The 13224-nt window shown below is 66.8% G+C and carries 16 protein-coding genes; 9 read left to right on the top strand and 7 right to left on the bottom strand.

The genetic code is table 11. From position 1 onward, the window contains the following. Positions 1–555 precede the first annotated feature (555 nt). Positions 556–1170 carry a tyrosine-type recombinase/integrase gene (locus VFH59_RS08160; RefSeq protein ID WP_231350079.1) on the bottom strand — a complete coding sequence of 205 codons (615 nt, stop codon included), beginning with the start codon at positions 1168–1170 and terminating at the stop codon, positions 556–558. 741 nt (positions 1171–1911) lie between these two features. Between VFH59_RS08160 and VFH59_RS08165 the strand changes: the two genes are divergently transcribed. The 4 genes from VFH59_RS08165 to VFH59_RS08180 all read left to right on the top strand — a co-directional run bounded on the left by VFH59_RS08165 (position 1912) and on the right by VFH59_RS08180 (position 4293). Beyond that, positions 1912–2529: a phospholipase D family protein gene (locus VFH59_RS08165; protein WP_325164389.1), complete on the top strand. Its 618-nt coding sequence runs from the start codon at positions 1912–1914 to the stop codon at positions 2527–2529. Positions 2530–2646: 117 nt separating this feature from the next. Continuing rightward, entirely contained in the window at positions 2647–3033 is a 387-nt protein-coding gene (locus VFH59_RS08170) for a hypothetical protein (RefSeq protein WP_325164390.1), read from the top strand. 181 nt (positions 3034–3214) lie between these two features. Beyond that, positions 3215–3484, top strand: a complete 270-nt coding sequence (locus tag VFH59_RS08175) for a hypothetical protein (RefSeq protein WP_325164391.1) — start codon at positions 3215–3217, stop codon at positions 3482–3484. Positions 3485–3543: 59 nt separating this feature from the next. Continuing rightward, positions 3544–4293, top strand: coding sequence for a hypothetical protein (locus VFH59_RS08180; RefSeq protein ID WP_325164392.1), 750 nt, complete (start codon positions 3544–3546; stop codon positions 4291–4293). A gap of 89 nt (positions 4294–4382) precedes the next feature. On the opposite strand, the gene VFH59_RS08185 is transcribed toward VFH59_RS08180, so the two are convergent. Then, positions 4383–5342 carry an AraC family transcriptional regulator gene (locus tag VFH59_RS08185; protein WP_325164393.1) on the bottom strand — a complete coding sequence of 320 codons (960 nt, stop codon included), beginning with the start codon at positions 5340–5342 and terminating at the stop codon, positions 4383–4385. A 113-nt stretch (positions 5343–5455) separates the two neighbouring features. On the opposite strand from VFH59_RS08185, the gene VFH59_RS08190 reads away from it, so the two are divergent. The 4 genes from VFH59_RS08190 to VFH59_RS08205 all read left to right on the top strand — a co-directional run bounded on the left by VFH59_RS08190 (position 5456) and on the right by VFH59_RS08205 (position 8916). After that, on the top strand, positions 5456–5992 hold the full coding sequence (locus VFH59_RS08190; protein ID WP_325164394.1) for a carboxymuconolactone decarboxylase family protein: 537 nt from the start codon (positions 5456–5458) through the stop codon (positions 5990–5992). 45 nt (positions 5993–6037) lie between these two features. Further along, positions 6038–6526, top strand: coding sequence for a YkgB family protein (locus tag VFH59_RS08195; protein WP_325164395.1), 489 nt, complete (start codon positions 6038–6040; stop codon positions 6524–6526). Between the two features lie 200 nt (positions 6527–6726). Continuing rightward, positions 6727–7248 (top strand): DoxX family protein, encoded by a 522-nt coding sequence (locus VFH59_RS08200; protein WP_325164396.1) that lies wholly within the window; start codon positions 6727–6729, stop codon positions 7246–7248. Between the two features lie 249 nt (positions 7249–7497). Next, positions 7498–8916, top strand: coding sequence for an FAD/NAD(P)-binding protein (locus tag VFH59_RS08205; RefSeq protein ID WP_325164397.1), 1419 nt, complete (start codon positions 7498–7500; stop codon positions 8914–8916). Between the two features lie 64 nt (positions 8917–8980). On the opposite strand, the gene VFH59_RS08210 is transcribed toward VFH59_RS08205, so the two are convergent. The 4 genes from VFH59_RS08210 to VFH59_RS08225 form a co-directional block, all read right to left on the bottom strand. Further along, positions 8981–9742, bottom strand: a complete 762-nt coding sequence (locus VFH59_RS08210; protein ID WP_325164403.1) for an isocitrate lyase/phosphoenolpyruvate mutase family protein — start codon at positions 9740–9742, stop codon at positions 8981–8983. Between the two features lie 83 nt (positions 9743–9825). Continuing rightward, positions 9826–9981: a hypothetical protein gene (locus VFH59_RS08215; RefSeq protein WP_325164398.1), complete on the bottom strand. Its 156-nt coding sequence runs from the start codon at positions 9979–9981 to the stop codon at positions 9826–9828. A gap of 137 nt (positions 9982–10118) precedes the next feature. Beyond that, positions 10119–10967, bottom strand: coding sequence for an AraC family transcriptional regulator (locus VFH59_RS08220; protein WP_325164399.1), 849 nt, complete (start codon positions 10965–10967; stop codon positions 10119–10121). 155 nt (positions 10968–11122) lie between these two features. Further along, positions 11123–11275 (bottom strand): hypothetical protein, encoded by a 153-nt coding sequence (locus tag VFH59_RS08225; protein ID WP_325164400.1) that lies wholly within the window; start codon positions 11273–11275, stop codon positions 11123–11125. A 123-nt stretch (positions 11276–11398) separates the two neighbouring features. Here VFH59_RS08225 and VFH59_RS08230 point away from each other — a divergent pair, with 123 nt between their 5' ends. Then, positions 11399–12205 carry an AraC family transcriptional regulator gene (locus VFH59_RS08230; RefSeq protein ID WP_325164401.1) on the top strand — a complete coding sequence of 269 codons (807 nt, stop codon included), beginning with the start codon at positions 11399–11401 and terminating at the stop codon, positions 12203–12205. 7 nt (positions 12206–12212) lie between these two features. Here VFH59_RS08230 and VFH59_RS08235 read toward each other — a convergent pair. Beyond that, positions 12213–13224: diguanylate cyclase (locus VFH59_RS08235; RefSeq protein WP_325164402.1), on the bottom strand; the 1012-nt coding region annotated here is incomplete at its 5' end.

Here is a 13224-nt window from a genome sequence, read left to right on the forward strand (position 1 = left end):
TCTTCTTCGGTATGCGGCATGGCCGCGTCGACGGACTCCACGACCTTCCTCCCAGGGAGATCGACGAGGTCGTGAGGGACGATATCTCGCAGACCTGGGCCGGTTGAGCCGACCCAGATGCTTGCCTCGAGGTGATCACCCGGAGGTGAACGCGGGGGTGAGGCACCGGCATTCCTAGGAAGAGTCAATGGGACGCCAGGCGGCCCATGCCATGTTCGCTACTGGCCAGTCGCGTTCATGCCTCAGTCTGCTCGGCGAGTTCGAGCGCATCATCGCCAGGAGGGAAATTCTGGTCTGTTCCGTTATTTCGAAGTGGACCGCCGACGCTTACCGCTTCCTCGGCTGGGACTATATGGCCATGCCGATAGATGCCTGTTCCAAGCACGAGGTCGAAGTCGAGTTCGTCGACAGCCGAGGCAAGAACGTCTCCCACGTGAAGTTCACCTTCCAGGCAGGTCGCGTTGTGAGCGCTGACGGCTGGATGAGATCGTTCGAAAGTGGCCCTTTAGGAGAAAGAATGCCGTGCTCGAGAATGTCTGCTTCGGCCGGAAGCGGTCATGCTTCCGTCTGCTCGGCTAGCTCGAGCGCGTCATCGACCTCGACACCCAAGTAGCGGACCGTGCTCTCAAGCTTCGTGTGTCCGAGCAGCAACTGTATCGCGCGCAGGTTTTTCGTCTGCCGGTAGATGAGTGCCACCTTGGTGCGCCGCATGCTGTGGGTACCGTAGTTGTAGGGGTCCAAGCCGATGGACCGCACCCATGCGTGGACGATGCGGGCGTACTGTCTGGTTGACAGGTGGGCGTCGTGACTGCGGCCGCCGGGGAATAGGTAGTCGGTGAGACTGAGGCGCGCTAGGTGGATCCATGCCAAGAGGCAGGCCCGGGTCTGTTCTGTGATCTCGAATTGCACCGGACGATTGGTCTTTCTCTGAAGGACGATTGCGCGTCTCAAGACCACGGTCCCTTGCGAGACATCGCGGACACGCAAGCTGACGAGGTCGCAGCCGCGAAGCTTCGAATCGATTGCCAAATTGAACAGCGCTAGGTTGCGGACGGTGCCGGACAATTGGAGCCTCACCCGAATGGCCCAGAGCTCACGAAGTCTGAGGGGTGGCTTCTGCCCGATTAGCTTGCCCTTGTTCCAGGGTGCGCTCCGTTGAATGGTCTTCATGGTTGAATCCTCGTGCCGAGAGTTCAACCGTGCTTCGACTGACGGCTAAGATTCGCGACGGGCTCCCTAGGCTTCCCGTCAGGGCCGGAAATTCACAGCCACCTCGGTGGAGGGCGTATGAGCTGTAAGCCGTCGCAGGCGTTCCTGTTGCTCACCCTACTCGCGGGACTCTCTTCTCACGCGTCTGCTACGGAGCCGCTCCAAGCGAGCGTCTGTGACATCTAGGCAGAGCCGGGCAAATTTGATGGGAAGGTAGTCGTTGTGCGTGGGCAGGTTTATGCCGGTTTGGATGTAACGAACATCAGCGACCCTCGATGTCCTGGGGATGCAGTCCAGCTGACTGTGTCAGATCGCTTCTCAGAGCACAGGGACATCCGAAGCTTCGAGAGAGGATTGCGTGTCTACGGCATGCGTGTAGTTGCTACTGTCCTTGGTCGATTCCAGGCCAAGGCTCCAACTCATCCGTTCCCTATGCCGGCGATCGACGTGCATGCGGTTCAGGACGTGGTTTTCGAAGCAAAGTGAACCATTGTCCATGTCCGCTTCCGACCCGAAGCGGACATCCTCGTCGCCGTGAACCGTCGGCAGGGTCCGACCTTGCCAACAGGGATTAGCCGGAAGAGCTGAGCGCGGATTGGTTTGAGAACATCGGGTTGCGACGCCCTTGGTGCCAACAGCGCGCACATGTATAACCGGACCCATGGATCCGTCCGTGTATTTAGCTAAGCTTGGAGGCTCCCTTTGCCGATCACTATCGCGCTTAGAACCCTTGCAGCCGTCAATGTGTTTCGTGACACGATCATCGACGCACTAAGTTCTGGCCATGCGGATGAAGCGTTGCTTTGCTCCGGCTTCTTTCAAGAAAACTTCAAAGGCTCTGCGTATCAAGCGACCAAGGAGCAAAAGCTCGCTTCCGCTTGCGCCACGAGCGGCGTGAAGCTCACAACGGTTGGGGTTCACAACTACTCTTGGCAGCCGTCGTATAAGGACTTTCGTGACAACATGATTGCAGCCGGCGCGACGGTCAAGTGCTTGTACAAGCCAGGGCTCCGCTGGCACGCGAAAGTGTTCATAGCCTCCCGCAACGGAAAGCCGATCCTTGGGATAATTGGCAGCTCCAACATCACGCGAAACGCCTTCTCCACAACGGCGCCGTTCAATAATGAATGCGATGTGTTCATCTGGCCTAAGAGCTCGCCTCTCACGCCGTTGGCGGAGACCGTTGCCGAGCGCCTTAACGGCCTGATTGTGGTCCGCGCGCCTTATCGGCGTAGCTGGAACCAAGGTTTGACCGCATCGCAGAAACTTGCTCAGATTCGCCGGGAAGTGCTCGGGCAAGACCTGCGAGAGCTCAGCTAACAATTCGTCCAAGCCGACGCCGCTCCGCTGCGCGGCATAACTAAGGCGTTAGTGAGCAGCCGACATCGGGGGGGAGCTGATGGAAGAGCAAATACCCACATGGCAAGCCGTCCTCAGATGGATCGCATTCCTGCCAGCAGCTCTGGCCGCTTCGTTGCTGGTCAGTGTCGCAATGCGGCTAGTCAATCGCGTAATCATGTTTCTCAATGGCAGAACCCCGACAGCTTCCTCAACAAGCTCTGGCTAGACGTCGTTGCAAGTGCGTTAATGGGCGCGGCGTTTGTTTATGTTGGGGCTCGCATTGCACCCGCGAGCCGCAAACCAGTTGGTTACGTCCTTACCGTCACTATCATTCTCATAGCCGGCTTTCTGGCCTTCCCAGCGGTCACGCAGCACGATTGGTGGGCACTAATCGGGTGTGTTGCAATGGCAAGCGGCGGGGCCGTCGTGGCCCATTCTGCTGCAATCGGTGAGCTTGACTTCGACACTCACAGGCTCACATAACCAATCGTCAAAGCGGGCGCGCAAAAAGCCGCGCGCCGCTTAACTCCAGCGTTAGACATTGAAGGCAAGCATGATTCCAGAATCTCTCTCAGCAATAGCATCGGGCCTAGCTTTCTGGCGCAACCGAGAGAACGACAGTGCGCAAGCTCGTAGACGCAGGCAGGAGGCACTCGGCCAAGTCATGGATGCTGTCATTGCAACAAAGGCCTACCTCTACGACCTAGATCAAGGTAAGCCCGCTGCTCGGGCACAAGAGCAGGAAATATCACGCTGCTGGCAAAACGCAGCCATGGCAATCCGCGAGTACGATCGCGAACTCTATCAATCGGCAGAGCTTAAGGCTTTGGGCTGGGCTGATCCAAGAGAGTGGAGGCGCGCTGAGGCGCGCCCATGGGCAATTCAACTTGACGCCATCATCGACCAATGTCACTGGCTGCAAGAGCACGGCTAACAATTCGTTCGCGGCGGACGGCTACGCCGCTGCTTAACTCCAGCGTTGGACGGCACGAGATGCAACAGCTCTACGCTGAGCTCATCGACTTTATGGAGCGAGTCTTTCGTGACTTTGAAGCGGGACTCGGCGCTGTAGAGAACGTGGAGGTTGGCGACGAATACGTCGCTCGACCTGTGCGCAAGGACTTGTATACCGCAGTCTTACTAAAGCTCGCTTTCATCGTCTCAAGCTTGCGAGCGGCCCTGGCAGTCAACGCAGCCGGTTACTACATGCAGCAAGCGCTTCTGTGCCGAGCAATCGACGAAGCGAACGAAGACGTTGTCTTCTTGGTCATCGGCGAGGCCGATGGGACTAGAAACGAGCTTCACGATAAGTTCTTGGAGGCCTTTTGGGCAGAAGAGTACGAAGACCTTCTTGACCCAGTCGGTACGCATCGTAGCCGGCCCACGGTTTCGCGAAAGAAAATCCAGGCTTTCCTCGCTCGGGCAGAGGGCAAGGATCTCGATCCGAGTACTACGCAGAAGATCACGAAGGTTCTTACCAAGTCATATTCTGGGTTCGTACACGCTGCAGCGCCCCACATCATGGACATCTACGGGGGAATGCCGTCGCGCTTTCAGGTTGGGTCTTTGCGCGGGACGCAGCGGCAAGATGAGTACGATGCCGACCTTTGGAATTATGTGTACCGAAGTCTTCTCTCGTTCCTCGGTGCAGCGAAGCTCTACGGTTCCGACGGCCACGTTCAGACGATCCTGAGCGTCAGGGCGCGAGCGGAGAAAGCCATGGGAAAGGAGTACTTGGACTGACGGTCGCGACCGTCCAAAACGCTTCGTTCGGACGGCGCTTCGCGCCGCCGAACAAGCTTGATGTCCGCTCCTGGCCGAAAGCGGACAGGCTAGTTCCCAACCCCCTCGCCCACCGCCTGCCTCCTCCACCGCGCCGGCGTCATTCCCATGTGCTGCTTGAACGCCCGCTGGAACGCCGCCTCCGACTGATACCCCACCGCTTCCGCCACCGCCCCGGTGGATTGGTTCGCCTTGCGCAGTTCGCTGGCGGCGAGCGTCATGCGGATGTCGGTGAGCAGGTCGCTGGCGGAGCGGCCGAGGCTGTCGTTGAACAGGCGTACCAGGGTGGCGCGGGAGACGTTGCACAGGCGCGCCAGCGCGGGCAGCGTCCAGGGGTGGGCGGGGCGTTCGAACATGGCGGTGATGGCCGGGGCCAGGCGCGGGTTGCCGGCGAGGGCGAGCAGGCCGGCGGGGGCGTCGCCCGATTCGCTGGACAGGCGCAGGGCGAGCGCGAACAGCGCGGTGGAGAGGGCGTTGAGCATGGCGTGGCCGCCGAGGTGTTCGGCGGCCGATTCGGTGCGCATCAGCGAGACCAGGCTGGCGACCTGCGCGGCGGTGGCGCCCGGCGTACCCTGCCCTGCGCTCGCACGCGCCACCAGTCGTGACGGCAGGTAGCCGCGCAGCAGGCGTTCGTGCGGGGCGGCGAGGACGAAGTGGCCGCACAGCATGTCCAGCCGTTCGCCGCTGCCGGCGTTCTCGCTGAAGGTGACGTTGAGGCCGGCGCGCGCACGCGCGGGCACCGGCCTGGCGCCGCTGCCGTCGTGCAGGGTGTGCGCGCCGCCCTGGGCGACGAGCAGGATGTCGCCGGGGGCGAGGTGTTGCGGGGGGCCGCCGGCGGGGTCTTCGAGCACGGCCGAGCCGGCGAGTATGACGTGGTAGGGGATCTCCCCCGGTACGGCGGACGCCTGGTCGATGCGCCACGGCGCGCCGTACAGGCAGCGCAGGTCGAGCCGGCCACGCACCGGCGTCATCTCCAGCAGGCGGCTGAGCCAGTCCATCGGTGGGGGCATGTTGTGGGCTCCGCTGAGAGACGAACGAGCATGAATGCGAGCGCATGCGACATTAACAGGCTCATTCCCGCTCCGTACAGTGGCGCCCCGTCCACCCGACGAAGGAGCCCGCCATGTCCCGCATCGCCATCCATCCGCTCGAATCCGCCGCCGGTGCCGCCGCGGCGGTGTATGCCCGGATCACGCAGGCCGTAGGTCGCGTGCCCAACTGTTTTGCGGCCATCGGCCAGCTGCGGCCCGCTGCACTCAAGGCGATGCTGCAGCTCGACGGGGTGCTGGCCGCCGGGTCGCTGAGCCGGCAGGACCAGGAGACGGTGAAGCTGGTGGTCAGCGAGAGTGCCGGCTGCGACTACTGCATCACGGCGCACACCCTGCTCGGCGCACTCACCGGCCTGGAGCCGCCGACCCTGCGGCGGATCCGCAGCGGCCTGCGCACCGGCGATGCACGGCGTGACGCGCTGGTGCGTTTCGTGCGCCAGCTCGTGCAGTCGCGCGGCACGCTGGACGAGGCCGAGGTAGCCACGGTCCGCACCGCCGGTTTCAGTGACGCGCAACTGGTGGAGATCAGCCTGGCAGTGGCCGTGGCGACCTTCACCAACACCTTCAACCGCATCAACGACACCGAAATCGACCTCCCGCCCGTCGAGTGAACGACGGACGCCCTTTCCTGCTCGACAACCCTCAAGGAAACGACGATGAACGCACTGGTGAACGCGCTGGCCCGTACCGGCCTGCTCAAGAAAGACCTGGACTACCACGTGGTCCGCGCCTCGATGGTGGTGATGTTCTTTTTCTTCGGCTACCAGAAGTGGTGGGACTACGAGGCGCAGACCCTCATTCCCTTCATCAGCAACGGCCCGCTCATCGCCTGGATGTACCCGGCGTTCGGCATCCGCGGCGCGAGCTGGTTCCTGGGCGTGGCCGAGTGGCTGTTCGGCGCGCTGCTGCTGGGCGGTTTCTGGAGCCGGCGGCTGGGCGTGCTGGGGGCAGCCGGCTCGGTGGTCACCTTCGTCATGACCGTCACCATCATCCCGTTCATGCCCGGTGGCTGGGCCGAGTCGGCTGGCGGTTTCCCGGCCATGGTGGGCAACGTGCCGTTCCTGATGAAGGACGTGGTGCTGCTGGCGGTCTCGGTGTATCTGCTTCGCCAGGACGTGCTGCGGCTGCGTGCGAGCCAGGCATAGCCATGGCACCGGGGCCGGAACGGGCCCCGGTACATAGCCGGACAGCACCTTCGCGACCCTCAACGACGACTGCCCTGCCGTCCCGGCACCCCATGTTCCGGCGCGGGGACGTGCGCCGCATCATCCTGCACTCGCCCTGGCGCACGGACGCGCCTCGCCCGGCCTGTAACCGGACGCGGGGCGAGAGTGGGACGCCCCGCATGGACACGCTCATCGGCCGCTTCCGGCACCTTGCGTCACTGCGCCACCACTGGTCCGCGATTCGGCTGCGCCTGATCGTTGGCTCCGGCTTCATGGAGCATGGCTACGCCAAGCTCGCGCGCGGGCCGGAGTCGTTCATCGGGATCCTGCATGCGCTCGGCATGCCCGCGCCGGGGTTGCTTGCATGGGCGACGATCCTGGTCGAGCGGGTTGGCGGGTTGGCGGTGCTTATCGGCGCGTTCGTCCCGCTGGCGAGTATTCCGATGGCGATCGTGCTGCTGGTTGCGATCTTCACCGTGCACCTGCCCAACGGCTTCAGCTCGATCAAGCTGCAGGCGGTACCGCACCGGGGCGCACTTCGGGCAACCGGGGTACGAGACCGACCTGCTCTACCTCGCCGCACTCGTCGCGCTCGTGCTGGGCGGCACGGGGCCGTGGGCGGTGGACCGGTTGCGCCGCCGGCGGTGATCGGACCTTCGCGCCCGGCAGGGCGCGTGGCGCCGGCCGTGCCTTCTGTCTAGGGTTCGTGCTCGCCACGGAAAACCCGATCCTTGCAGGGGCCTAGCCGTTCCTTAACGGGAGCTGTGATCGAGTGGCGCCAACGAACCGGTCCGGAGGTGAGCCCATGCAAACGACGCATCGCACGGCATCCACGGAGCGCCCCATCCTCGGCGTCTGACCGCCCGGTCGCGCTGCCTTTTCCCATCCCCCACCCTTCTCGCCCTGCCATGCGGCAGGACGCTGCCGGGTCGTCCCCGACAGGAGCACGTATGACCGACATTGCGATCATTGGCGGCGGCGCCGCGGGCGCCTCGCTGTTCGGCGAATTGCTGCGACGTGGCGGCGCGCGCGTGCACTGGATCACCGGCGACCGCCCGGTCGCCGGCCGCGGCGTGGCCTACGCCAGCGGCAGCGAGCGGCACCTGCTCAACGTGCGTGCGCATGGCATGGGTCTGTTCGCGGGCAGCGACGGCGAATTCCTGCAGTTCGCCATGCAGCAGGTCGATGGCGTGAGTGCCCACGATTTCCTGCCGCGCGGGCTGTTCGGCGACTTCATCGAGGCGCAGGTGCGCTGGTGCACGGACCAGGCGCTGCAGCAGGGGCGGCATTTCCAGATCCACGGTGAGGATGCGGTGCAACTCGAACCGCTGTGCGACGGCGGATACGCCGTGCGCCTGGCCGGCGGCGCCTTGATCAAGGCCGACGCCGTCGTACTGGCGTTGGGCGCACTGGCGCCGCGGCCGCTGAAGACGGTAGCGCGCGAGGCGCTGCAAAGTGGCGCCTATGTGCTCGACCCCTGGCGGATCGCACGGCAGGAGCCGGCGCCACGCCGGGTGCTGGTGATCGGCACCGGCCTGACCGCCGTCGATACGTTGCTGTCGGCCGCCGAGCGCTGGCCGGCGGCCGAGCTGGTGGCGCTTTCCCGCCACGGGCAATTCCCGTTCGAGCACGCCGTGTTGCCGTTGCCGCCGTATCCGCGGCAGTCGGCGCTCAACAGCGCCCTGCTTGCCTGCGACAGCCCGCTGGCGATGTTCAGGCACGTCCGCACCGCCATCGAGGCTTCGCCACAGACGGACTGGCGCAGCCTGGTCGACGGCATCCGCCCGATCAACGCGCGGCTGTGGCGGCGGCTGGGTGCGAAGCAGCGGCGGCAATTCCTGCGCCACCTGCGCTGGCTGTGGGAAGCGGCGCGCCATCGCGTCGCGCCGGCCTCGGCCAGCGCGCTCGAGGCGATGCGCGACCAGGGTCGCCTGCAGGTGTACGCCGCGCGCGTGCTCGGCGTCGACGGCCACGGGCCGCTGCAGGTCAGCGTGCGCCACCGGGCGACGCAGCAGTTGGACACCCTTTCGGCGGACCTGGTGGTCCAGGCCACCGGGCTGGACACGGCGGTCGCCTTCACCGAACACACGCTGCTTTCGCGGCTGCTGCGCGACGGCCTGGCCATGCCCGACCCGCTCCAGCTGGGCGTGGCCGCGCATCCGGACGGGCAATTGCTCAACGCCCGCGGCGAATTGCAGATCGGCCTGTATGCGATCGGTGCGTTGCTGCGCGGCAACCTGTGGGAATGCAGTGCGATGGCCGAGATACGTCTCGCCGCGCAACAGCTGGCCCGTCGGCTGGCCGCTCCGGATGAGCAGGTGCGGATGCCGGGCAGCACAACGACGGTGCGTCCCGCCCTCGCCCCGTAGGGTGGGCTTCAGCCCGCCGCCCTCCGCCGAGAAGCCGGTGAGCTGAAGCCACCGGCTCCGGCGATCAGGCCATGGCGGCCCTGGTCGCCTCGGCCAGCCACTGCATGGCACCGCGCCAGGGGCCGGGACCATGGCTGATGCGCGCCACGCCCAGTTCCGCCAGGCGCGCACGGCTGGGGGCGCCGGGCATCACCATGACGTTCACCGGCAGCGGCGACGCTGCGGCCAGGCGGGCGATCAGGTCTTCGGCGACGACGCCCGGCACGAACAGGCCGTTCGCCCCGGCATCGGCGTAGGCGCGGGCGCGCTGCAAGGCGGCATCCACCATGGCCAAGTCGTGCGCGGCGGCCGGCTTCTGGAAGAACACGTCGGTGCGGGCATTGATGAACATCGGTACCCCGGCGGCGTCGGCCGCGGCGCGCGCGGCGGCCAGCCGCGTGGCCTGCTCCGCGATCTCGCGCAGCTGCCCGGTGGCAGGAAAGCTGTCTTCCAGGTTGCAGCCGACCGCGCCGGCCTGCACGGCGGCAGCGACGGTGGACGCCACCGCCGCGGGCGTTTCGCCGTAGCCGCTTTCCAGGTCGATGGTCACCGGCTGTGTCACGGCGTCGACCATCCGGCGCAGGTTATCCAGCGCGAACGAAAGCGGCAGCTGCTCGCCGTCCTCGAAACCGTTCGCAGCGGCGACCGACCAGCTGCCGGTGGCGATCGCCCGGGCGCCGGCGCCGGCCACGATGCGCGCGCTGCCGGCATCCCATGCGTTGAACAGCACCAGCGGCTCGCCGCGAACGTGCAGCGAATGGAACTGCGAGGCCTTGTCGTTGTGCATGGTCACGGCTGACTCCTGATGAGGACGCATGGTTGAAGGGGGAACCGGGCGGCCATGCGCCACGCGGTTCCGGGGGTGTGGCGTCAGGCCGGCTTCGATGCCATCGCCGATGCGTGCGCTTCCTTCAGTTTCGTGGCGCAGTCGTCGCAACAGACTTCCACGGTCTGTCCGCCGATCCGCACCTGGATGGCGGTTTCGTCCAGCGGGTAGTCGCACGCGGCACAGGTTCGCTCGCTCATGTCGGATTCTCCAGGCCAAAGTGGGAAGGCGCCTTCCAGTGACCGCCCATGCAGACAGTCCGGAAGGCCGCTGCCCCGGAAGGGGCAGGCGAAGTAGACCGCGGGTGGGCCGCGGTCGCTGTCGAAAACTTTAGCGATCAGCGATGCAGGGCGATCTGGCGGAACTCGCTGGGCGTGCGCCCGTACATCTTCTGGAATGCGGCGCTGAAATGACTGTGGCTGGAGAAGCCCAGGTCCGCGCCGAGCGCGGCGAGGTCGTCGTACTCGCGCAGCAGGTCCAGCGCACGGGCCAGTCGCAGCCGCAGCTGGTAGCGGTACAACGGCACGCCCTCGACCTGGCGGAAACTCTGGGTCAGGTACACCGCCGATACGCCGACCTCCGCCGCCACGTCGGCCAGCGTCCAGCGCCGCGCCAGGTCGCGCGCCAGCACGAGCTTGGCGCGATCCACCAGGCGCTGGCGGCCATGGCTCGACCCGGCCGCGTGCGTGGTGCGCGGTGCGAGCGCCCGGTGCACCAGGGTCAGCGTCAGGCTCTCGCCCTCCAGCGGCTCGGCGACGCCCTCGTGCAGCGAGTGGCGCAACAGGGCCACCAGCGCCTGCGCGCGCGGGTCGATGCGCAGGCGCGGCTGGCGGAAGCGTAGCGGCTCGTCCGGGAACACCAGCCCGGCCGGCGTGATCTCCCGCAACAGCACTTCGTCCAGTGTGATCGACAGGCTCGCATCGCCGCCCGGGTTGGGATGGCTGACCTGGTAGTCCTCGCCGGCGTTGAAGAACAGCACCTGGCTGGCGTCGGCCACGGCCTCGTCGGCGCCGACGTGACGCACATAGGTGCCTCGGTAGGGAAAGACCAGGTGTGTGCGGCTGGCGCGCTCGACGGCGCTCCTGTGCCGGCAGGTGCCCGCGCAGACCACGTCGCGCACGTCGACCAGCGGCGTGGACAGCAGCGGTTGGATCTGGAAATCCGGCATCGTCGAGGGCGCGCGCATGGATTGGACACGCCCATTATGACGGCGGGCCCCCACCGCACGGGTGGCCGGCCAAGGGCCGGTGCCAGCGAGCGGCAGGCGGGACCCGGAGTTGAAGGAACCGGCAAGCGCGCCGTGCTGGCGGCGTGCACGCGGCACGCCGCCAGGAGTCGTGCTCAGTCGATCGTCCCGCCGCAAAGGCAGGGCTGGCCGATGCCGCAGCCGCAGCCGCAACCGGACTGGCTGGCAGGCGCGGCCTGGCAGCCGCAGGTGCAGGTGGCGCCGGCGCAGTCGGTGCAGCGGCAGTCGAAGGTGTCGTTGGCGTTCATGGGATGTCCTCGTGTGGGTGGGGTTACGGATGCTCGATCCGTGGCGTCATTGTCGGGGTCCCCATCTACCGGTCGCTTGAATCGAAGGGCTAACCTTGGGTGCCCCGACGCGAGGAGATCGCCATGCCTCCTGCCACTGCCACTGCCAGTGCGTCACGCCGCCCCATCGCCGGGGCTGGCCGGGTGGTGCTGTGGAAGGGTGGCAGCGTGTGGGTCGCGCGCGACACCAGCCAGGTGCAGCCGCACAGCCATCACGCCATCCAGATCACGCTCGCCGCGGGGCATTCCATCCGCATCCGTGGCGCCGCGGACATCGCCTGGCGGGAAGCCTCGGCGGCGATCGTCATGCCGGACCGGCCGCACGTCTTCGACGGCTGCGGCGCGCAGGCAGCGATGGTGTTCGTCGAGCCCGAGACCCTGGCCGGCCGCGCACTCCTCGCGCGCCACGGAGCCCAGGCGGTGAGCCTGCTCGCCGACGACGGGCTGGCCGAGCTCGCCGCCGCGCTGCATCGCGTGTTCGAGGCGCGCGGGACCGACCAGGCGCTGGTGGAGGCCGCGCAACGCGTGGTCGAGTACCTCGCGGCCACGCCCGTCGGAAAGGAAGCGGTGGACCGGCGCGTCGCGGTGGTACTGGATCGCGTGCGTGAACGGCCCGGGGCCGAACTCACCCTGGCGCAGGCCGCCGCGATGGCGCACCTCTCGCCGAGCCGCTTCCGCCACCTCTTCGTGGCGCAGACGGGCATCTCCTTCCGTGCCTACCTGCTGTGGGCGCGCGTGGGCTTTGCCGTAGCGCGCGGCGTGACCGGTGGCTCGTGGACGGAAGCCGCGCAGGCGGCCGGCTTTGCCGACTCGGCCCATCTTTCGCGCACCTGCCGGCGCATGTTCGGCGTGGCGCCCACGATGCTGGTTCCCGAGGCCGAGGCCGCGTAAGCCTTACTCAGCCGGTGGTGGAAGCAGGACGCGCACCGGCATCCAGGTCCGTCCGCCGCTGCCCCTTGCGGGCGTACAGCATGCGATCAGCAGCCTCCATCAGCGAAGCGGCGTTCCAGCCGTGTTCGGGGGCGGCCCCGATGCCGATGCTGGCGCCGGGCCGGGCCGCTTCGCGCGCGGCCGCTTCGTTGAAGCTGTCTTCGATGCGCCTGGCGATCTCGCTGGCCTGCGCCAGCGTCGTGCGCGGAAGCACGACCAGGAACTCGTCCCCGCCATAACGGCCCAGCCGGTCGCCTTCGCGCAGCATCTCGCGCAGGCGCGACGCCACCCAGACCAGCGCGCGATCGCCGGCACTGTGGCCGAAATGGTCGTTGATGGCCTTGAACCGGTCCAGGTCGATCATGAACAGCCCGAGGGGGGCCTGCTCGCGCGCGTGCGCGGCCAGCTCCGCCTCCAGCGCGGCAAGGATGCCGCGGCGGTTGAGCACGCCGGTCAAGGAATCCTGCGCCGCCTCGGTCAGCAGGCTCTGGCGCGACGCTTCCCAGTAGGCGGCCATTTCGTTGAAGCGTTCGGCCAGGAGGGTCAGCTCGTCGTTGCCGCCGACCGCGGCGCGTACGCCGGGGATGCCCTCGCCCATGCGGCGCGCGGCCCGGCCCAGTTCGTGGATCGGCCGCAGCAGCGAACGCACCAGCAGCGCCACCATCAGCGCGGCGACCAGCAGGGTCAGCGCCCAGCCGGCGACCAGCCAGCGCAGCTGCTGGTGCCGCTGCGCGATGGCGCGCAGGTAGCGCGCCTTCACCACCGCCGTGAGCTGGCGGCGGGCTTTGGCGATGTCGTCGATGGCCGCCTGCAGTTCGGCACGTGCGCGGGCCTCGGTCGCGGCGTCGCCCCGCCCCGGATGCAGCGGCCTGACCTGCTCGATCAGGCGACGGACCGACGGCCGCGCGGTGACCCACGCCTGCTCCGCCTCACCCACTTCCGGCGCGATGGCCGTGCCTGGGTCGACGGACTCGATGCTG

The organism is Frateuria sp. (assembly GCF_035695185.1).
Taxonomy (GTDB): Bacteria; Pseudomonadota; Gammaproteobacteria; order Xanthomonadales; family Rhodanobacteraceae; genus Frateuria_A.